The sequence below is a fragment of the Myxococcota bacterium genome, from assembly GCA_041389495.1.
Classification (GTDB): Bacteria; Myxococcota_A; UBA9160; order UBA9160; family UBA4427; genus JAWKRT01.
Map to the genome: position 1 here is coordinate 98,149 of JAWKRT010000004.1, position 20,172 is coordinate 118,320.

12 protein-coding genes are annotated in these 20,172 nt (G+C 76.0%); 5 read left to right on the forward strand and 7 right to left on the reverse strand.

The window, feature by feature from the left end; genetic code table 11:
• Positions 1 to 1,271 precede the first annotated feature (1,271 nt).
• Together R3E88_18930 and R3E88_18935 are read left to right on the forward strand one after the other, a co-directional pair.
• Positions 1,272 to 1,574 (forward strand): MBL fold metallo-hydrolase, encoded by a 303-nt coding sequence (locus R3E88_18930; protein MEZ4218558.1) that lies wholly within the window; start codon positions 1,272 to 1,274, stop codon positions 1,572 to 1,574.
• A 789-nt stretch (positions 1,575 to 2,363) separates the two neighbouring features.
• On the forward strand, positions 2,364 to 4,658 hold the full coding sequence (locus R3E88_18935) for an FdhF/YdeP family oxidoreductase (GenBank protein MEZ4218559.1): 2,295 nt from the start codon (positions 2,364 to 2,366) through the stop codon (positions 4,656 to 4,658).
• Between the two features lie 118 nt (positions 4,659 to 4,776).
• Here R3E88_18935 and R3E88_18940 read toward each other — a convergent pair whose 3' ends face one another.
• Both R3E88_18940 and R3E88_18945 read right to left on the reverse strand, forming a co-directional pair.
• The gene (locus R3E88_18940) at positions 4,777 to 8,826 is read right to left on the reverse strand and encodes a PAS domain S-box protein (GenBank protein MEZ4218560.1); all 4,050 of its coding nucleotides are present in this window, start codon (positions 8,824 to 8,826) and stop codon (positions 4,777 to 4,779) included.
• 269 nt (positions 8,827 to 9,095) lie between these two features.
• Entirely contained in the window at positions 9,096 to 9,839 is a 744-nt protein-coding gene (locus tag R3E88_18945; protein ID MEZ4218561.1) for a sulfite exporter TauE/SafE family protein, read from the reverse strand.
• Positions 9,840 to 10,040: 201 nt separating this feature from the next.
• On the opposite strand from R3E88_18945, the gene R3E88_18950 reads away from it, so the two are divergent.
• From R3E88_18950 to R3E88_18960, 3 genes are all read left to right on the forward strand, one after another.
• On the forward strand, positions 10,041 to 11,912 hold the full coding sequence (locus R3E88_18950) for a prolyl oligopeptidase family serine peptidase (protein MEZ4218562.1): 1,872 nt from the start codon (positions 10,041 to 10,043) through the stop codon (positions 11,910 to 11,912).
• 11 nt (positions 11,913 to 11,923) lie between these two features.
• Positions 11,924 to 12,997, forward strand: coding sequence for a phosphotransferase family protein (locus R3E88_18955; protein ID MEZ4218563.1), 1,074 nt, complete (start codon positions 11,924 to 11,926; stop codon positions 12,995 to 12,997).
• Positions 12,998 to 13,124: 127 nt separating this feature from the next.
• Positions 13,125 to 14,168, forward strand: coding sequence for a hypothetical protein (locus tag R3E88_18960; GenBank protein ID MEZ4218564.1), 1,044 nt, complete (start codon positions 13,125 to 13,127; stop codon positions 14,166 to 14,168).
• A gap of 18 nt (positions 14,169 to 14,186) precedes the next feature.
• Here R3E88_18960 and R3E88_18965 read toward each other — a convergent pair whose 3' ends face one another.
• The 5 genes from R3E88_18965 to R3E88_18985 form a co-directional block, all read right to left on the reverse strand.
• Positions 14,187 to 15,707, reverse strand: a complete 1,521-nt coding sequence (locus tag R3E88_18965; protein MEZ4218565.1) for a DnaJ domain-containing protein — start codon at positions 15,705 to 15,707, stop codon at positions 14,187 to 14,189.
• A gap of 51 nt (positions 15,708 to 15,758) precedes the next feature.
• Complete coding sequence (locus R3E88_18970; protein MEZ4218566.1) at positions 15,759 to 16,739, reverse strand: V4R domain-containing protein; 981 nt, start codon at positions 16,737 to 16,739, stop codon at positions 15,759 to 15,761.
• An 85-nt stretch (positions 16,740 to 16,824) separates the two neighbouring features.
• Positions 16,825 to 17,952, reverse strand: a complete 1,128-nt coding sequence (locus tag R3E88_18975) for a response regulator (GenBank protein MEZ4218567.1) — start codon at positions 17,950 to 17,952, stop codon at positions 16,825 to 16,827.
• A 199-nt stretch (positions 17,953 to 18,151) separates the two neighbouring features.
• Positions 18,152 to 19,249, reverse strand: a complete 1,098-nt coding sequence (gene rfbB / locus R3E88_18980) for a dTDP-glucose 4,6-dehydratase (GenBank protein ID MEZ4218568.1) — start codon at positions 19,247 to 19,249, stop codon at positions 18,152 to 18,154.
• Positions 19,246 to 20,163 (reverse strand): AAA family ATPase, encoded by a 918-nt coding sequence (locus tag R3E88_18985; protein MEZ4218569.1) that lies wholly within the window; start codon positions 20,161 to 20,163, stop codon positions 19,246 to 19,248. Before R3E88_18985 ends, rfbB begins: the two co-directional genes overlap by 4 nt.
• Between the last annotated feature and the right edge of the window lie 9 nt (positions 20,164 to 20,172).

Genomic DNA, 20,172 nt, shown 5'->3' on the forward strand with positions numbered 1-20,172 from the left:
CGACGCGCTGCGCGCGGCGCGGTCCGGCCTCGTCGCGCGCGCCGCCCTGCTCCATCGCCGGCTCGTGCAGCCGCTCGCGACGCCCGCTCCGCGCGGCCTGCTCGAGCGCTCGCGCGGCGCGGCGCGCGCGCTCCGCGCGCGGGTCGATTCCGCCCGCGATCGCGCGAGCGTGCGCTGGCTGCGCGCGGCGCGGGGGTGGGCTGCTCGCGGCGCTCGCCTTCGGCGACGTGCGCGGCGTGGCGCCGGGCGATCGCGCCGCGTTCGCCGCGCTCGGGATCGCGCACGCGCTCGCCGTCTCGGGGCTCCATCTCGCGCTCGTCGCGGCCGGCGTCCACGCGCTCGCGCGCGCGTGGCTCCGCGCGTGGGGGCGCGCGTCGCGCGCGGACACGCACCGCGCGCTCGGTCGGCGCCGCGATCGCGGCGGGCGCGGCCTACGCCGTGCTCACCGGTCCGGGCGTGGCTGCCGCGCGCGCCCTCGCGATGCTCGGCGCGGCGGGCGCGGCGTTCGCGCTGCGGCGGCCGGGCGGCGCGCGCAGCGGGTTCTGGCTCTCCGCGGCCGGCGCGCTCGCCGTGTCGCCGGGCTCGCTCTTCGAGCTCGGGCCGCAGCTCACGTTCGCGGCGACGGCCGCACTGCTCTACGCGCGACCGGAGGCCGTGCCGCGGGAGGCGACGCGACTCGTCGCGCGGATCGCGCGCGCCGCCCGAGAGGCGCTCCGCGCGAGCGCGGTCGCGATCGCGGCCACCGCGCCCGTGCTCGCGGCGGCCGGCCTTCCGGCCTCGCTCGCGGGGCTCGGCGCCAACCTCGCCGCGATCCCGTGGCTCGGCGGCGTGCTGCTGCCGACCGCCCTCGCGACGGGGGCCATCGCCATCCTCGCGCCCCCGCCCGCCCCGGGCAGCGGTGCGCGAACGGACGATGCGGCGCACGTCGGAGCGGCGGAAGTCGGAGAAGGACCCGCGTCGGTGCCCGCCCCGGTCGCGGACCGGGCGGAGCGGACACCGGCCGATCGCCGGGCCGACGAGATCTGCGCGCCGCCCGGCTCCCGCGCGTGCCGACTCGCGGAGCGGGCGATCGACGGTGGATCGGCGGTTGGAAAGTGGTCGCTCGCTTTCGTCGATGGGGCCGCCCGTGCGATCGGGGCGGCGGCACTCCCGCCCCGGCGCGGCCCCGGCCAGCCGCCTGGGCGCTGGTCGGCGCCGGCGCACTCGCGGCGGCGGCGGCGCGGGCCGGTCGGACGCGGGCTCGACTCGCGCTCGCCTGCGCCGGCGTCGCCGTGCTGCGCGCCGCACCGGCGGCGGACGGGGTCGCTCCCGGCCCGCTCGCGGCGTTCCTCGATGTCGGCTCGGGCGATGCCGTCGTGCTCCGCGCGTCGCGCGCAGCCGTGCTCGTCGACGGCGGGCTCGCGCGCGACGCGCTGCCGTCGGGCACCGCCCCCGCGATCGACCTCGGCGCTGCGGTCGTCGTGCCCGCGCTCGCGGCGCTCGGCGTCGCGCGCCTCGACGTCGTCGTCGCGACGCACGGCGACGCCGACCACGCGGGCGGTCTCGCCAGCGTCGTGCGTGCTGCCCGTCGGTGAGGTCTGGATCCCGGCGGGCGCGCGCGACGACCTGGGCTCGCGCGGCTCGTCGCCGCGGCCTCGGCGCGCGGGATCCGCGCGCGCGAGGTCGCGAGCGGCTTCGGCGAGCGGGTGCTCGCGGACGACCTCGCGCTCGAGGTGCTCGGCCCGCCGTCGCGCGCTGCGCCGCGCGATCGCAACGACGCTTCGGTCGTCCTGCGCGCGCGCCTCGGCGGCCTGCGCGTGCTGCTCACGGGAGACCTCGGGCGCGCCGGGGAGCGGCGGCTGCTCGCATCGGGCGGAGCCGTCGCCGCCGACGTGTTGAAGCTCGGGCACCACGGCAGCGCGGGGTCGACATCGCCGGCGTGGCTCGAGGCGGTCGATCCCGTGCTCGCGGTCGCGTCGTCCGCGTGCGACCGCGCGGGGCTCCCCGCGCCGCGGACCCTCGACGCCGTGCGCGCGCGCGGATCGCGCTCGCGTGGACGGGACGCGACGGCGCCGTGCTCGTGCGCCCGGCACCGCTGCGCGTCGAGCCGCTGCGCCTGCGCGTGCGCGCGCCGCCGTGCCGAGCGCGCTGAGAGGCACGGACGCCGCGCACCGCGCTGGCCGCGCGCGTCGCGTCGCACCCGCTCGGAACCGCGCGCCGAGTTGTGTCGGGCGCGGCGCTCGGCGAGGATGCGCGGATGGGGATCGGACGAGGGCAGCGCGCGCGAGCGACGGCGCGCGCGGGTGTGCGAGCGACGGCGCGCGCGGGCGCGTGCCCGCGCGCGCACCGCGGGGCCGCTCGCGCTCGGCCGCGGTGCGCGGGGCGTGAGCGACGAGCGGCAGCGGGCGAGCGCGCCGCGCGCGGCCGGCGGGCCGCGCGCGCTCGTCGAGTCGGCGCGACACGCGCTCCGCGCGCTCGGCCCGACCGACGCGCTGCGCGTGCTCGGCGAGCTCAACCAGGAAGCCGGCTTCGACTGCCCGGGCTGTGCGTGGCCCGACCCGCCGGATCGCTCCTTCGCCGAGTTCTGCGAGAACGGCGTCAAGCACGTCGCACACGAGGGGACGGGCCGCCGGGTCGACGCGCGCTTCCTCGCCGCGCACCCGGTGCGCGAGCTGCTCGAGCGCGACCACCGCTGGCTCGAGGAGCAGGGGCGGCTCGTCGAGCCGGTCGTCCGCCGGCGCGGCGCGGAGCGATACGAGCCCATCTCGTGGGACGAAGCGCTCGCGCGCGTCGCGGCGGCGCTCCGCGCGCTGCCCGACCCCGACCGCGCCGTGTTCTACACCTCGGGCCGAACGAGCAACGAGGCCGCGTTCCTCTATCAGCTTCTCGTTCGAAGACTTGGGACGAACAACCTCCCAGATTGCTCGAACATGTGTCACGAGAGCAGCGGCACCGGTCTCGGCGACGCGATCGGCGTCGGGAAGGGGACGGTCGGGCTCGAGGACTTCGCGCTCGCCGACCTCGTGCTGGTCGTCGGCCAGAACCCGGGCAGCAACCACCCGCGCATGCTCGCCACGCTCCAGGAGGCGCGCCGGCGCGGCTGCGGCGTGGTCTCGGTCAACCCGCTCGGCGAGCTCGGTCTCGAGCGGTTCGGCCACCCGAAGGAGCTGCGCGGACTGCTCGGCCTCGCCGGTCCCGTGGCCGACCAGCACGTCGCGGTGCGCGTCGGCGGCGACGTGGCGCTCTTCCAGGGAATCGCGCGCGAAGTGCTCGCGATCGAGCGCGAGCGGGGCGCGCAGCGCGCCGTCGTCGACTGGGCCTTCGTGCAGGGGCGGACGAGCGGGTTCGACGCCTGGCGGGCCTCCATCGAGGCGGCGGACCCGGCCGAGATCGAGTGCCAGAGCGGTGTCGGGCGCGCCGAGCTGCGGGCGCTCGCCGAGCGCTACGTCGCCGCGGAGCGCGTGATCGCGTGCTGGGCAATGGGCCTTACGCAGCACAGACATGGCGTCGCAAACATCCAGTCGATCGTGAACTTGCTGCTGCTGCGCGGGAACATCGGGCGGCCCGGCGCCGGCGTGTGCCCGGTGCGCGGGCACAGCAACGTCCAGGGCGACCGCACGATGGGCATCTGGGAGCGCCCGAGGCCCGAGTTCCTCGACCGTCTCGGGGCCGCCTTCGGCTTCGAGCCCCCTCGCGAGCACGGGCTCGACACGGTGGCGGCGATCGAGGCGATGCTCGACGGGCGGGTGGACGTGTTCGCGGCGATGGGCGGGAACTTCGCGGTCGCGGCGCCCGACAGCGAGCGCACCGAGCGGGCGCTCGCGCGCTGCGGCCTCGCCGTGCACATCGCGACGACGCTCAACCGCACGCAGCTCGTCGCGGGCGAGGAGTCGATCCTGCTGCCCTGCCTCGCGCGCAGCGAGCGGGACGAGCAGCCGGGAGGCCCGCAGTTCGTCACCGTCGAGAACTCGATGAGCGTCGTCCACCGCTCCCAGGGGCGCCGCGCGCCCGCGGGAGCCGCGCTGAGAAGCGAGCCCCGCATCGTCGCCGACCTCGGCGCGGCCGTCTTCGGCGACATCCCGCCGGGCGACGCGCAGCGCTCGGGCGGGATCGACTGGCGCGCGCTCGCCGACGACTACGACCGCATCCGCGACGCGATCGAGCGCGTCGTCCCGGGATTCGAGGACTTCAACCGGCGCGTGCGCGAGGGTGGGTTCGTGCTGCCGAGCGGAGCGCGCCGGCAGGAGTTCGACACGCCCGACGGCCGTGCGCAGTTCCGCGTGCACGCGCTCCCGCGGCTCGACGTCGCGCCCGGGGAGCTGCTGATGATGACCGTGCGCAGCCACGACCAGTTCAACACGACGATCTACAGCGACGACGATCGCTACCGCGGCATCTACGGCTCGCGCCGCGTCGTGATGCTCCACGACGACGACCTCGCCGAGCGCGGCCTCGCCGAGGGAGACGTCGTCGATCTCGTGAGCCGGTTCGCCGGGGTCGAGCGCCGCGCGCGCGGCTTCCGCGTCGTCCGCTACGCCGTGCCGCGCGGCTGCGCGGCGACGTACTTCCCGGAGGCCAACGGGCTCGTTGCGCTCGAGAGCTTCGCCGAGGGGAGTCGCACGCCCGCCTACAAGTCCGTGCCGATCGTCCTCGAGCGGTCCGCGCTCGGGGTCGCGTGAGGAAGTCGTTCCACGCGGAACATCTCAATGCTGGCAGTGGGTTGAAGCCGAACGTGCAAGAAGATGCGCGGCTTCTGGGCGCGCGGACACGCGCGCCCGGTCGCCCATCGTCCCCGGTCTAGGCGGGCTTGAGCGGTTCCTTCGGCGCGGCCGCGCGCGCGCGGTGTGCGGCGAGCACCCGGTCGACGAAGGCGAGCAGGTCGGCTCGCGAGAACGGCTTCGCCAGCAGGTCGACGTCGGCCGCGGCGAGCCCGCGCCGCTCGAGCGCGGCGTCCGGGAAGCCCGAGATGTAGGCGATCGCGGCGCCCGGGAACGCCTCGCGCACCCGCTCGGCGATCGTCGGGCCGTCGTAGCTCGGGAGGACGACGTCCGAGAGCACGAGGTCGACGCGCGCGGCGCGCCGGCAGAGCTCGAGCGCGCCGTCGCCGTCCGTCGCCTCGATGACGTCGTAGCCGTGCTCGCTCAGGTGGCGCACCAGGAGCGCGCGCACGGCGGCCTCGTCCTCGATCACGAGCACCGTTCCCTCGCCGCGTTCGGCGACGGTCGGCACGGCGGCCTCGGGCTCGGCGACCTCGGCCGTCGCCCGCGGCAGCAGGATCGTGAAGCACGCGCCGAGCCCCGGCGCCGAGTCGAGCACGAGGTGGCCGCCGCTCTGCTCGACGATCCCGAGCACGGTGCTGAGCCCGAGGCCCGTGCCCTCGCCGGGGCGCTTCGTCGTGAAGAACGGCTCGAAGATGCGCGCGGCCGTCTCGGGCTCGATGCCCGTGCCCTGGTCGACCACGCAGAGGGTCGCGTAGTCGCCCGGCGGCGCGTCGCCCGCGCACGTCTCGAGCGCGTTCGCGATCGTCAGGTTCTCGGTGCGGATCGTGATCGCGCCGCCGCCCGGCATCGCGTCGCGCGCGTTGACGACGAGGTTGAGGAGCACCTGCTCGAGCTGCCCGGGGTCGGCGACCACGGGCCACAGGCTGCCATCGAGCTGGGTCACGAAGGCGTAGTGCTCGCCGACGACGCGCCGGAGCATCCGGTCGAGCTGCGACACCAGGGCGTTCAGGTCGACGGGACGCGACTCGAGCACCTGCCGCCGGCTGAAGGCGAGCAGCTGGCGGGTGAGCCCGGCGGCGCGGTTCGCGGCGTGCAGGACCTCGCGCGCGTCCTGCGCGGAGGGGTGGTCGTCGCCGAGGTCGCCGAGCAGCAGGTCGGCGTGGCCCGTGATCGCGGTCAGCAGGTTGTTGAAGTCGTGCGCGATGCCGCCTGCGAGCTGGCCGACGGCCTCCATCTTCTGGGCCTGCCGCAGGTGCTCCTCGCTCTCGCGGAGCTGCTGCGCGGTGTGCTCCTCGGCCGACAGGTCGCGCACGACGAGCACCGCGCGCGGGCGGCCGTCGATGTCCGTGGCCGGCGCGATCGCCGCCTCGACCGGGCGCCGGCGCCCCTCGCCGTCGATGCAGGAGGTGCGCCCGAGCTCGGCCGCCCCCTCCGCGAGCACGCGCTCGAAGACGACGCGTGCGGTCGCGCGCGCGTCGTCCGGGAGCAGCTCGAATGCGTCGCGTCCGAGCAGGGCGTCGCGCTCGAGGCCGATCACGCGCGCGCTGTTCGGGCTCGCGTAGACGATGCGCCCGTCGCGGTCGAGCTCGGCGATCACGTAGTGCGCGCCGCGCTCGATCAGGTCGAGACGCCGCGCGGCCTCGCGGAACGCGTGCCGCGTCTCGAGCACCTCCCGCTCGTCGCGGCACACGAGTGCGATCGCGGCGCCGTGTCCGGGAAGCTCGTCCGAGAGCAGCACGAACGACGCGAGCACGGGGATGGGCGCGGCGCCCGTGCGCGGCAGCAGCGTCAGGTGGCCGGCCCAGCGCCCGCTGCGCGCCAGCACCGGCTCGATGCGCGCGCGGAGCGCCGGCTCGGGCGTGCCGTCGGCACCGGCGAAGAAGCCGTCGAGCCGCGCGGGCGCCTCGCCCTCCGCGACGCCGAGGAGCTCGCGCCCGGCGGTGTTCACGTACAGGATCTCGCCCTCGAGCGACGCGAGCGCCATCAGGTCGGAGCCGTGCTCCATGAGCGCCGTGAGCTGGCGGCGCTCGCGCTCGGCCAGGCGCCGATCGGTGACGTCGCGGCCGAGCAGGACGGCGCGGCGCCGGCCCGACTGCGACCGGTAGCCGCGCGCAGTGACGTCGATCCAGTGCCAGTGGTCGTCGCGATCGCGGATGCGCAGCAGCGCGTTCACGGGCTCGGGCCGGTCGTAGGCCTCGCGCAGCCGCGCGAGCGCGCGCGCGCGGTCGGCGGGGTCGAGCCGTGCGACGAGCTCGCCCGGGCGCGGCGAGATGCCGAGCGTGCGCTGCACGGCCGGCGAGACGTAGGTGATGCCGTGCTCGGCGTCGGCGTCGACGATCAGGTCCGGCGACTGCTCGAGGATCGCCCGCAGGCGCGCCTCGCTCTCGCGGAGCGCGCGCGCCGCCGCGGCCCGTCGCAGCTCGGCGGCGGCGCGCTGCGCGAAGATCGCGAGCGTCGAGCGCGCGAGGTCGGCATTCGCGATCGGGCGCCTCCCGAGCGCGGCCAGACAGCCGATCACTCCGCCGTCGTCGTCGCGCAGCGGTGCGCCGACGAACGACGCGAACGGGCCGCCCGGGAACGCCGGGAGCTGCGCGAAGCGCCGCGCGACGCCGACCGAGTAGCAGCACGCGCTGCCCGCCAGCAGCGTCTCGAAGGGCGAGCCCGCGACGGGGAAGGAGAGCTCGTCGCCGAGCGCGCCGTCGGCCCACAGCGCGACGGCCTCCGCCGCGCCATCGTCGCGCGCCACCGCGACGAGCGCGCACTCGACGTCCATCGCGCGCGCGACGTGGCCGACGAGCGACTCGAGGAACGGGCCGCCGTCGAACGCGGTCTCGGCGACCGCGCGCAGCGCGTCCTCGTACTCCTTGCGCCGGGTGATGTCCTTGAGGCGGACCGCGACGCGCGCGACGCGGCCGCGCTCCGAGAACGGGCGCAGCACGGCCGCGTACCAGCGCAGGCCGCCGTCGTCCGTGCGCAGCTGGATGTCGAGCTCGGCCGGGCCGCGCCCCTCGCGCGCGGCGAGCCAGGCGTCGGCGGCGAGCGGCGCGTGCGAGTCGAGCGCGCGCTGGAAGAGGTGTTGCGCGAAGCGCGCATCGCGCGGGATCGCGGCGAAGTCCGCGCCCACCGCGAGCACCGAGACCGTGTCGCCGTCGCCGTCCGTCTCGAACGCGATGTCGTAGCCGGTGCCGGCGGCCTCGCGCAGCGCCTCGGCCTCGCGCCGCGCGACGGCTTCGCGCTCGACGCGGCTCGTCACCGAGCGGATCAGTGCGCCGATGCGGCGCGCGCCGCTCGCGCTCTCGAAGGCCGTCGCGCGGGCCTCGAGGTCGTGCGGCACGCCGTCGGCGTCGATCGCGCGGAACTCGATCGTCGCGGACGTGCCCGGCGCGCGGAGCGCGCTGACCTCGTCGAGCACGCGGTCGCGGTCGCCCTGTGCGACGACCTCCTCGAGCGCGCGGCCGACGAAGTGGCTCGCCGGGTAGCCCATCGCCTCGGCGGCGCGGTCGTTCACGAAGAGGACGCGGCCGTCCGCGGTGAGCTCGACGATCCCGTCCTCGAGCGCGCCGAGCACGGCGGCGAGCTCCGCGCGGGCCCCGACGGCTGCCGGCGCCGCGTGGGCCGGGGCGACGTCGATGCGCGCGCGCGCGCAATCGGGCCAGCGTGCGACGGCGGCGATCGCAGGCTCGCCGGTCGCCAGCGCGGGGACGCGCTCGGCGAAGGCGGCGAGCACCTCGAACAGGTCGTCGACCGCGTCGGATCGCAGCTCCTCGGCGCCGCGCAGCTCGACCCACAGGCGCGCGTGGCCGGGCTCTCCGACCTCCGCGCGCAGCGCGACGGCCGGCATCCAGCTCGGGAGGACGGCGCTCGCCACGTGATGCCAGAGTGCGGGCAGGTCCTTGCCGGCGGCCGCGGCTGCGACCTCGGGGAGCGCGAGCGCGCGCGCCGCGAGCGCGCGCGCTCGCTCGCGGCGGTGCGCGGGCGTAGCCGGCGCGCCCTGCGGGCCCGCGCAGACGGCGCGCGCGATGCGCGCGAGCGCCGGCCAGCCCGGCGCGCCGCCGAGCTCGGCGGCCGCCGACCCCGAGAGCGCGCGACGCAGGAGCGCGACCGTGCGGTGCGAAGCGAGGCGCATGCGTGCGGTCGGCTCCCCGTCCTTCGATGGCGCGCCGGGCGCGCCCTCTGCTCGCGGCACGTCCGGCGCGCCGTCGGCTGGCGGCGCGCCCGGCGGCTCGGCGCGCGCTGCCCATGCTCCGCGACCGCCCCGCGGAGCGCGCGTCGCGCGTGCGGGAGCGAGCGGCGGAGGTCTCCGATCTCGAGCCTGGGGGGCCGTCAGAATACGAGCCGGATGTGCGCGCTGCCATCGCCACTCGCAGGCGGCGCGCCGAGGCCGGGCGGCTGCGCTCAGTAGGCGCCGAGCATCCGTCCGGCGAGAGCGAGCACGCAGACGACCAGCACCGGGCGGATCAGGCGGTCGCCGCCGCGCACGGCCACGCGCGCGCCGAGCCACCCGCCCGCCGCGAAGCCCGCGGTGAGGACGGCGGCCTGCGGCCACGCGACCTGTCCGCTCGCGATGAAGACCGGCACGGCGACGAGCGTGAGCGCGCCCACGACGAGCACCTTGATCGCGTTCGCGGTCACGAGGTCGACGCCCGTGCGCGCGACGGCGAGGAGGAGCGCGATCCCGACCCCCGCCTGGAAGGCGCCGCCGTAGAGGCCGATGGCGAAGAACACGAGCGCGCTCGCCCAGCGCGGCCACGGCGGCGCCGACTCGCCCGGCGCGCGCGCGCGCGGCGGGCGCAGCGTGGGCGCGAGCACGAGCAGCATCACGAGGCCGAAGGCGCGCTCGAAGACGTCGTCCGCGAGGCGCGACACGGCGATCGCCCCGATCAGCGAGCCCGCGCCGACGGGCACGAGCACGGGCAGCGAGCGGGCGAGCCCGTCGACGCCCGCGCGTCGGAACGAGGAGACCGCGGCGACGTTCTGCGCGAGGATGCCGATCCGGTTGGTACCGTTCGCGAGCGTTCCCGGAAGCCCGAGCATCACGAGCAGCGGCACGGTGAGCATCGAGCCGCCGCCGGCGAGCGTGTTGACGACGCCCGCGAAGGCGCCGCCGGCCGCGAGGGCGGCGATCTCGACGGGGCTCATCCCACCTCCCGGGCGCGCTCGCGAGGCGCACCCAGCCCGCGCGCGTGGAGCGCGCGAGGATGCGGCGCGCGTGCACCGCGCGTCAACTCGGGCCGCGCGCGGGGCGGCCGCGCGCACGGAAGGGAGAGGACGATCGCCACCGCAGCCGGGCGCGCCGAGCGCCCCTACGGAAGCTGGGCGTCGCCGCTCGGCGCGGACGACGTGGCGCGCGCGCGCACGCGCTATGCGGAGTCGCGCGTGCACCGCGGTGCCGTCTACTGGGTCGAGGGGCGCCCCGAGGAGGGCGGCCGCTGCGCGCTCGTCCGCAGCACGCGCGACGCCGACCCGTGCGAGGTCTCGCCGCGCGGTGCGAGCGTGCGCACGCGCGTGCACGAGTACGGCGGCGGCGCGTACTGCGCGAGCGGCGGACGCCTGTTCCTCGTCGACGACGCGACGGGAACCCTGTGCGAGCCCGGTCGCGGCGTCTACGGGGAGCGCGGCGCGCGCTACGCCGACCTCGCGCTCCACCCGTCGGGCGCGTGGCTCGCCTGCGTCGAGGAGCGCGCGCGCGAGGGCGCCGAGCCCTCGAACCGGCTCGTCGCGCTGCGCGTCGCGCCCGGCGCGGCGGACGCGCGCGAGCGCGCCGCGCCGATCGAGTCGCGCCACGACTTCGCGAGCTCGCCCGCGTTCTCGCCCGACGGCGCGTGGCTCGCGTGGCTCGCGTGGAGCCATCCGCACATGCCGTGGGACGCGACGTCGCTCTTCGTCGCGCCGTGCGGGCCGGGCGGGCTGCGCGGCGCGCCGCACCGCATCGCGGGCGGCAGCGGCGAGTCGATCTTCCAGCCGCGCTTCGCACCCGACGGCCGTCTCGTCTTCGCGAGCGATCGCAGCGGCTGGTGGAACCTCTTCGCCGCGGACGTCGAGCGCGGTGGCGCGCCCGTGCCGCTCGGCCCGATGGTCGCGGAGTTCGGCGCGCCGCAGTGGGGCCTCGGGATGTCGCGCTTCGACTTCGTCGACGCGGACACGCTGCTCTGCGCGACCGAGCGCGACGGCGTGGCGACGCTCGGGCTGCTGTCGCTCGCGACGGGCGAGCTGCGTGCGCTCGGCCTGCCGTTCACGTCCGTCGACTCGGTGCGCGTCGAGCGCGGTCTCGCGTGCTTCGTCGCGGCCGGGCCGCGGAGCGGCGAGGCGGTGTACGCCTACGAGGTGCGCGAGCGCCGGCTGCACCGGCTCGCGGGCTCCGCCGAGGACGCGGATGCGGTCGAGGACCTCGCCGCGCCCGAGTCGATCGACGTCGCGAGCGCGAGCGGGCGGCGCGTGCAGGCCTTCTTCTACGCGCCCGCGTCGCGTCGCTTCGCGGCGCCGGCGCGCGAGCGGCCGCCGCTCGTCGTGTGGAGCCACGGCGGGCCGACCGGCGTCGCGCACCCCGTGCACCGGCCCGCCCTCCAGTTCTGGACGTCGCGCGGCTTCGCGGTCGTCGACGTCAACTACGCGGGCTCGACGAGCTTCGGACGCGCGGCGCGCGAGCGGCTCGACGGGCAGTGGGGCGTCGCGGACGTCGAGGACTGCCTGGCCGTCGCGGTCGCGCTCGCGCGCGAGGGGCGCGTCGACGGCGACCGGCTGCTCGCGAGTGGCGGCAGCGCGGGCGGCTTCACGACGCTGTGCGCGCTCGTCTTCCACGACGTCCTGCGCGCGGGCGCGAGCCACTACGGCATCGGCGACCTCGAGGCGCTCGCGCGCGACACGCACAAGTTCGAGTCGCACTACACGGACCGGCTCGTGGCGCCGTATCCGGAGGGCGCCGCGACGTACCGCGCGCGCTCGCCGCTTCGTCACGCGGCGCGCCTCGCGCGGCCGGTCGTCTTCTTCCAGGGAGCCGAGGACCGCGTCGTGCCGCCGGCGCAGGCGCGCGAGATGGTCGCGGTGCTCGCGGAGCGCGGGCTGCCGCACGCCTACGTCGAGTTCGAGGGCGAGGGGCACGGGTTCCGCCGGGCCGAGAGCATCGCGTGCGCGCTCGACACCGAGCTCGCCTTCTACGGCGCGGTGCTCGGCATCGACGTCGAGGCCCCGCGCGCGCGAAGGGCGGGGTGGTAGGCTCGCGCGCCATGGCAGCGACCGACGGCGACGTGATCGAGGTCCGGCCCGACGAGCGCATCGACGCGGCGCGCGTCGCCGACTTCCTGCGCGACCGCGTCGAGGGCGGCGACCTCCCGCTCGCCGTGCGCCAGTTCGGCGGGGGCCACGCGAACCTCACCTACCTGCTTCGCTATGCGAGCCCGGACGGCGCGCGCGCGTTCGAGTACGTGCTGCGGCGCCCGCCGCTCGGGCCGGTCGCGAAGGGCGCGCACGACATGCACCGCGAGTACCGCGCGCTCTCCGTCCTGTGGCAGGCGTTCCCGTACGCGCCGCGCGCGCTCGTCTACAGCGACGACGTCTCGATCGTCGGCGCGGAGTTCCTCGTGATGGAGCGCCGCGACGGCGTCGTCGTCCGCGGCGCGGTGCCCGCGGTGTTCGGCGGCGGCCGCGATCCCGTCGCCAACCGCAAGCTCTCGCTCGTCGTCGTCGACACGCTCGCCGAGCTGCACGGCGTCGACGCGGCGGCGCTCGGGCTCGACGCGCTCGGCCGGCCGGACGGCTTCCTCGAACGGCAGGTCCGCGGCTGGGCCGAGCGCTACGAGCGGGCGAAGACGAGCGACGATCCGACGCCGGGCGAGGTGGCGCGCTGGCTCGCCGACCACCGGCCCGCGTCGCCGCCGCCCGCGCTCCTCCACAACGACTGGAAGCTCGACAACATGGCCGTCGCGCCCGACGACCCGGGCCGCTGCGTCGCCGTCTACGACTGGGACATGTGCACGATCGGCGACCCGCTCTGCGACCTCGGCACGACGCTCTGCTCGTGGCGCGCGAAGGGCGACGCATCGGAGGGGAACCCGGGCGCGATGCCGGTCGGCGAGGGCTTCCTCACCGACGACGAAGGAGCCGCGCGCTACTGCGAGCGCACCGGGACCGACCCGGCGGTCGTCCCGTACTACCAGGTGTTCGGCATCTTCAAGATGGGCGTCGTCATCCAGCAGATCTACTTCCGCTACGCGCAGGGGCAGACGCAGGACGCGCGCTTCGCGCGGATGGATGCGCTCGCGCACGCGCTCTTCGCGCGCGCGGCCGCGCGGCGTCCCTAGACGCGTGCGGCGGCGGAGGAGCGCGCGCGCGCCCGCGGCCGCGTGCGGGGCGCGCCGCACGGCGCGGCCCCGCGGCGCGCGAGCTCGGGGCGCGCGAGCTCGGGGCGTGCGATCTCGGGGGCCCGCGATGCCGGGGCGCGCGCGGGCTTCGTGCGCGTTCGCCGCGTGCGCGCTCGCGGCGTGCGCACTCCTCGCCTGCGCGCCCGGTGCGGGTGGCTTCGACGTCGGCGCGCTCGCGCGCGCGCACCCCGGGCTGCGCGCGGTCGGCCCCGCGCGCCTCGGCGACCTCGCGCCGCACTTCTGGGTGGCGGCCGGCGAGCGCATCGACTTCGCGTGTCGCTGGCGCGGCGACGCGCCGGTGGGCGTGCACGTCGCCGGCGCCATCGCGGCGCGCGAGCGCGCACTCGTCGCGCGCGCCGTCGAGGCGCTCGCGGGTGCCACCGGGCTCGCACTGCGGGTCGAGTCCGCCCCCGCGGCGCCCGGCGCGCGCGCGATCGAGCTCGCGATCGCGGACGGGCCGTCGCCGGACGATCCGCAGCGCGCGCTCGCGCGCAGCGGCGATGCGACGGCCGACTGCGCCGTCCGCGCGCCGCCGTTCGGCGGCCGCGAGGCGGCGGGGGAGGGCGCGCTCCCGGCGGAGCTCGTTGCCGCCTCGGTGCGCGTTGCGCGCGCGCGCGCCGATGCGCTCGGCCGCGTCGTCGCGCTCGACGACGACGAGCTCCTCGGCGCGCTGCTGCACGAGCTCGGGCCCGCGCTCGGATTCGCGGGCCACGCGCGCGCGGGCGAGACGGTGATGCGCGGGGCGCCGGTCGAGGTGCGGCGCATCGCGCGCGGCGTCGCGGCCGGGCGGCCGCTGCGCGACGCGACGCTGCGCGCGCTCTACGCGCTTCCGAGCGGCGCGATCGTGGCGCGCGCGCCGGTCGACGAGGTCACGGCTGCGACGGCGAGCGTCTTCGCCGACGCGAGGGCGGAGGGCGCCGAGCTCCGCTCGCGCGCGGGCGACGCGTCGAGCGAGGTGTGGTGGCGCGCGCCGGACGGCGCGCGCGCGGCGCTCCGCAGCTTCCGCGCCGCGGGGTCCGCCGCGTGGAGTCGGCCGTTCGCGCTCCGCGCCAATGCCGCCGCCCGCGCGGCGATCCGCGAGCGGGCGCGGCGCGCGGCGTCGCCGCCGTGACCCGGGGTGGCGCGGCGCTCAGCTGACCGACGGGTCGAGCTTGCGCGCCTTCGCGACGTGCGAGTTGGCGTCGTTCACGTGGCCCTGCGCGCGCAGCACGAGGCCGAGCCACATGTGGGCGCGCGCATCCTCGGGAGCGATGCCGATCGCGACCTCGAGCGACGACCGCGCGGCGTCGAGGTCGGGCGGGTTGCGCTTGAAGAGCGCGAAGCCGAGCAGCGCGTGGTAGGCGGGCTCGCTGGGCCAGAGCTTCGCGGCGCGTTCGAGCAGCTCCACCGCGCCGCGGAAGTCGCCCATCTTCACGAGCACCTCGCCCTTGCGGAAGAAGCTCTCCGCCTGCGCGAGCAGCGCGACGTCGACCTGGTCGTCCGAGCCGCCCGATGCGACCGCGTCGTCGTACTGCTTGCGGCGCTTCGGATCGGAGAGGACCTCGTTCGCCTCCGCGAGCGCGGCGAACACCTCGGCCGCCTGCGCCTTGACGTCGCCGAGGCCGAGGCGCGCGAGCTTGTCGGGGTGGAACTGCTTGGCCGCCTTGAAGTAGGCCTTCTTGATCGTCGCGGCGTTCGCGTCGGCGGGCACGCCGAGCAGCGCGTAGTGGTCGCCCGACTCGATCCTCTCGTAGAGGTCGAGGACGCGCTTGCGCATCTCCTCGGCCTCGGGGCTCGCGCCGTCGGCGCGCGACGCGCTCGCGGCCGTGGCCGCGCGGGCGCGCGCCGCACCGCGCGCGGCGGCGGAGTCCGCGGCGCCGACGACCTCGATCTCGATCTCGGGCGGGGCCTCGTCGCCCGCGGCGCCTGCGCCCGCGCGCGGCGCGGCGTCGTCCGCCGGCGCGTCCGCGAGCGCGACGAGGCCGACGCGGTGTGCGACCCAGAGGCCGGCGAGCGCGAGCGGCTCGCGGAACACGAGGCCGACGACCGTCTCGAGCGTGCGGCGACCGTCGAGCACGCGCTCGAGCTGGAGGACGGCGACCTCGTCGTCACACAGGCGCCGCAGCGCCTCGCCGAACGCGGGCGCGGCGCTCGCGTGGCGCGCGCGATCGGCGTGGAGCCCGAGCGCGATGCGCTCGGGCGTCCAGGTGCGCGCGATGCCGCGGAGGGCGAGGGCGAGCGGGTCGGCGCGCAGCGCGCGGGCCTCCGCCGCGTTCGCGGCGGTGCCCGGCTCGAAGCGCGCGGATCCGTCCGGCCATGCGAAGGCGTCGAGCGCGCACGCGGCGATGCGCTCGCGCATCGCCGCGATCAGGCGCTTCGGCTCGACGGCCTTCGTCGCGGCGAGCGCGGCGGCCTCGCTCGAGCGGCGCTCCTTCGCGAGCGATCGCGCGCGCGTCGCGGCCTCGGCGCCGATCTCGCCCGCGTCCTCGAGGCGCGCGATCAGCGCCTCGCGCGGCAGGCTCGACTCGGCCGCCACGAGGAAGCCGTCGGCGAAGCCGAGCTGCTTGGTCGTGCGCGCGCGCTCGAGGTGGAGCGTTCCGGTCGCGCGCGCGGCGTGCAGCTCGACGAGCAGCTCGGCGAGCGGTCGGTTCGCGAGATCGGCGGGTTCCATCGGCGCGCTCGCTGCTCCCTCCGCGCGCGCGGGCGCGCGACGCCGGCGTCGTCAGGCCGCGTGTCGCTGGACCTCGGCGATCAGGAACGCGGCCGCGATCGCCTCGGACAGGTCCTTGCGGACGATCAGGTGTCCGGCCTCGAGCCCCGCGACGACCGGCTCCGCGAGCGGCGCGACGCCCGTCAGGATCGGCTCCGCGCTCCAGGCCTCGACCGTCTCGATCGCGCGCTCGATCGCCGCGGCGTCGAAGGCCTCGTCGATCATGCGGTCGCGCAGGTCGATCACGACGGCGCGGATCTCGCGGATGCCGACGTCGCGCGAGAGCGCCTCCGTCGTGCGCAGGAGCTCGTCGGCGTTCGTGAAGGGCATGATCATCACGGGCCCCCAGATGTGCACGAGCGGCGCGTCGGGCTCGAACTCGCCCTCGCTCTCGATCATGTCGGGGCGCGGTCCGGACGGCGAGCGCAGCGCGAGTGCGCGATAGACGTCGAGGTCGATGCCGCTCACGATGTCCAGGAACGCGAGCGTCGCGGGCGAGGCGGCCGCCGCGCTCGCGGCCTGCTCCCACGCGTCGACCTCGCGCGCGACGAACGCGCACTCGCCCTCGCCGCAGCCCGCACACGCGTGCTCCACCGCGATCACGTTCGCGTCGAGCGTTCCCGAGAGCCAACCCGACGTGTAGCCGCACGAGAGCCAGCAGGTGGGCGCGTCGGCAGGGCCGAGCTTCGCGAGCCAGGCGCCGGCTTCGTGGCGCTCGGGCCAGCGGCCCGTGACGCACCAGCCCGCGCCCGCGCCGCTCGGTGCGGCGATCTCCATCTCGAGGGCGGGGAACATGCGGCCGCCGCTGCCGGCGTCGTGCGGGGCGGTCGAGAGCAGGCCGCGCGCGACGGCGCGATCGGCGTCGCGCAGGCCGTGCATCAGCCCGATCTGGAACAGCGTGCGCGCCGCGCGGTCGTAGCCGAGCTCGTCCTCGAGCTCGACCAGCAGCGCGGCCAGCAGCCGTCCGTCGAGGAACAGCTTCGGCTCGGTCATCAGGGTCGCCTCCGGGCCGAAGCCGAGGGCGGCCAGAGTCGCGAGGTCCCGCGACTCGTCGGGGGGGCACGTCACTGTGGGGGGGTCATCCTTCCAGGAATGCGTAGATGTCGAACTTCTGGTGCGTCTGGATGAAGGTCTCGCCCTCGTCCTCGAGCAGCGTGAGGAAGGCCTCGACGACCGTGGGGTCGAACTGGCTCCCGGAGTACTTGTGGAGCTCGCGCACGACGACGTCGAGCGGGAGCGCGTTGCGGTAGGGGCGGTTGCTCGTCATCGCCTCGACCGTGTCGGCGACGAGGATGACGCGCGACGGGAGCGGGATCTGATCGCCGCGCAGGCGATACGGGTAGCCGCTGTCCGAGCCGTCGAACCACTCGTGGTGGTGGCGCACGCAGGGGACGATCTCGCGCAGGAACTCGACCGGCTCGAGGATGCGCGCCCCGATCTCGGGGTGCTTCTTGATCTCCTCGTACTCGGCGTCGTCGAGGCGCGCGGGCTTCGTGATGATGGCGTCGGGAATGCCGATCTTGCCGATGTCGTGCAGGATGCCGGAGATGTAGACGCGCTCGATCATCTCCTTGCGCATGCCCATCTGGCGCGCGATGCGCGAGGCGTAGACGCCGACCCGCTCCGAGTGGCCGCGCGTGTACGCGTCCTTGGCGTCGATCGCCTCGGCGAGGGCGCGCACCGTCTGCACGTAGCCCGTGCGCAGCTCGAGGTTCTTCTCCGCGAGCTGGCGCGTGCGCTCGCGGACCTTGTTCTCCAGGTTCCGGTTCATGTCCTGGAGCTTGAAGTTCTGTTCGCGCGTGACCTGGTTGAGCCGCTTGATCTCGCGCTTCAGGTCGTGGTGGTCGAAGGCCTGGCGCAGCGTCGCCTTGAGCTCGTCGTCGTTCCAGGGCTTCGTGATCAGGCGGAAGATCTCGCCGCGGTTGATCGCCTCGACGGCGATCGTCATCTCCGTGTAGCCGGTGAGCATCATGCGCACGATGTCGGGGCTGCGCTCGCGGATCGTCGACAGCATGTCGACGCCGCTCATCTCGGGCATGCGCTGATCGGAGACCACGACCTGGGGCGATTCGCGCTCGACCAGCGCGATCGCCTCCGAGGGGCGCGACGCGGTGAGCACGTTCATGGGCTCGTTGCGGAGCAGGCGCTGCAGCGCCTTGAGGATGTTCACCTCGTCGTCGACGAACAACACCGTGTGGTCGTGCACGTGGCTCCCCCGGTCGTGGGGGACGTTTTCGGGTTTTCGCGCGCTTTCTTGACCCCTGCGCCGGGCGGCAGGGGAGCGAGAATCGCTGCCATTCCGAGCGCTTGCGCGAGCCGCGGCGGGACGCCATCCCGCGGCCGGGATGGTCTCGCCTCGAGGGCCCCGGCGCGGGACGGCGAGACGCCGGGACCGCGCGGGTGGCCTACCGCGCCTCGGCCGCCTCGCGCAGGCCGAGGCGCTGGCGTCGGTAGTTGCCCTGCTGGACCGCCTCGCACCAGTCGCGGTTCGCGACGAACCACTCGACGGTGCGCGCGAGCCCGCCCTCGAGGTCGTGGCGCGGCGTCCAGCCGAGCTCGCGGCGGGCCTTGCTCGCGTCGATGGCGTAGCGGCGGTCGTGGCCCGGGCGGTCGGCGACGAAGGTCTTGAGATCCTCGTAGCGCGCGACGCCGCGCGCGCGGAGCGCCTCGTTCTGCGCGGCCGGCACGAGCCGCTCGAGCTCGCGGCACACGAGGTCGACGATCTCGACGTTCGCGCGCTCGTTGTTGCCGCCGAGGTTGTACTTCTCGCCCGGGCGGCCGCGCTCGAGCGCGGCGAGGATGCCCTCGCAGTGGTCCTCGACGTACAGCCAGTCGCGCACGTTGCGCCCGTCGCCGTAGATCGGGAGCGGCTCGCCCTCGAGCGCGTTGAGGATCATCAGCGGGATCATCTTCTCGGGGAAGTGGTACGGGCCGTAGTTGTTGCTGCAGTTGGTCGTGAGCGTCGGCAGGCCGTAGGTGTGGAAGTAGGCGCGCACGAGGTGGTCGGCCCCGGCCTTCGAGGCCGAGTACGGCGAGTTCGGCGCGTAGGGCGTCTCCTCGGTGAACAGCCCCGTGTCGCCGAGCGACCCGTAGACCTCGTCGGTGGAGACGTGCAGGAAGCGGAAGCGCTCCCGGTCGCTCGCGCCGAGCCGCGCGGCGTGCTCGCGCGCGACGTCGAGCAGCACGAAGGCGCCGACGAGGTTGGTGCGGACGAAGGCCTCGGGCCCGTCGATCGAGCGATCGACGTGGCTCTCCGCCGCGAAGTTGAGCACCGCGGTCGGCGGGTGGTCGCGGAACACCTGCTCGACGGCCGTGCGATCGGCGATGTCGGCGCGCACGAAGTGGAAGCGCGGGTCGTCGGAGACGTCGCGCAGGCTCTCGAGGCTCCCGGCGTACGTGAGCTTGTCGTAGACGACGACCTTCGCGTCGGTGCGCGCGAGCGCCGCGCGCACGAAGTTGCAGCCGATGAAGCCCGCGCCGCCGGTGACGAGGAACGTGGTCACACGTAGTTGCCGCCGCCGCTGCGGATCTGGCGACGCGCCTCGGTGAAGCGCTCGACCTCGTTCTGCACGTCCACGGTCGTCACGAACCCGGTCTCCTCGCCGGCCGCCTCGCAGCGCGCCTTCCGGCGCAGCACCGCGTGCAGGATGCGCACCCAGTCGCCGATCGACGCGTCGCGCGCGGCGACGACGACGCGCTCCCACTGCACGGACTCGAAGAGCGAGCGGCCCGCGCGCTTCTCGGCGGCGCGCGCGTGGATCTGGAGCGCGGCGACGACGTCCTCCGGCATGCGCGGCCGCACCTCGACGAGCCGCTCGAAGCGCCCGGGCACGACGAACGCTTCGCGCAGCGAGTCGGGGTGCGACGTCGCGGCGACGACGAGGTGGCCGTCGACGCGGATGGTGCGATCGATGATCTCGAGCAGGAAGTCCATGATCGGGCCGACGGGGAGGTCGGGACGGCGCTCGCCGATCTCCTGCGCCTGCGAGAACTCGAGCTCGTCGAAGAACACCGTGAGGCGCGGCATCTCCTCGAGGAAGTCGCTCCATCCTTGGACGAGCTCGGAGGCCTTCTTGCCGGCGTGGATCACGTCGAGCACGAGCCGCGGGACGTCGATCACGAGGAACGACGTGTCGGTCTGCGTCGCGAGGGCCTCGGCGAGCAGCCGCTTGCCCGAGCCGCGCTGTCCCATGAACAGGATCCCCGACGGCGGCTGCGTGCCCCAGCTCTGGTAGATGTGCGGGCTCGTCGCGGCGCAGGCGTACGTCGCGACCTCCTCCTTCGGGCCGTCGAGGCCGCCGATGTCCGCGGCATCGAGCGCCGGCGTCGCGACGAGCTCCATCCCGTTGTCGAGCGGATCGATCTTGCGTGCGAAGCTCGACCACAGGTTCTGCGCGCGGATCGCTTGTTCGTCCATGACGGCGGA

What these genes read in the sequence shown, in the direction of transcription:
- R3E88_18970 (MEZ4218566.1), bottom strand. Translation starts at nt 16,739, where the DNA reads ATGACCGAGCCGAAGCTGTTCCTCGACGGACGGCTGCTGGCCGCGCTG.
- R3E88_18945 (MEZ4218561.1), bottom strand. Translation starts at nt 9,839, where the DNA reads ATGAGCCCCGTCGAGATCGCCGCCCTCGCGGCCGGCGGCGCCTTCGCG.
- R3E88_18955 (MEZ4218563.1), top strand. Translation starts at nt 11,924, where the DNA reads ATGGCAGCGACCGACGGCGACGTGATCGAGGTCCGGCCCGACGAGCGC.
- R3E88_18940 (MEZ4218560.1), bottom strand. Translation starts at nt 8,826, where the DNA reads ATGCGCCTCGCTTCGCACCGCACGGTCGCGCTCCTGCGTCGCGCGCTC.
- R3E88_18985 (MEZ4218569.1), bottom strand. Translation starts at nt 20,163, where the DNA reads ATGGACGAACAAGCGATCCGCGCGCAGAACCTGTGGTCGAGCTTCGCA.
- R3E88_18965 (MEZ4218565.1), bottom strand. Translation starts at nt 15,707, where the DNA reads ATGGAACCCGCCGATCTCGCGAACCGACCGCTCGCCGAGCTGCTCGTC.
- R3E88_18960 (MEZ4218564.1), top strand. Translation starts at nt 13,125, where the DNA reads ATGCCGGGGCGCGCGCGGGCTTCGTGCGCGTTCGCCGCGTGCGCGCTC.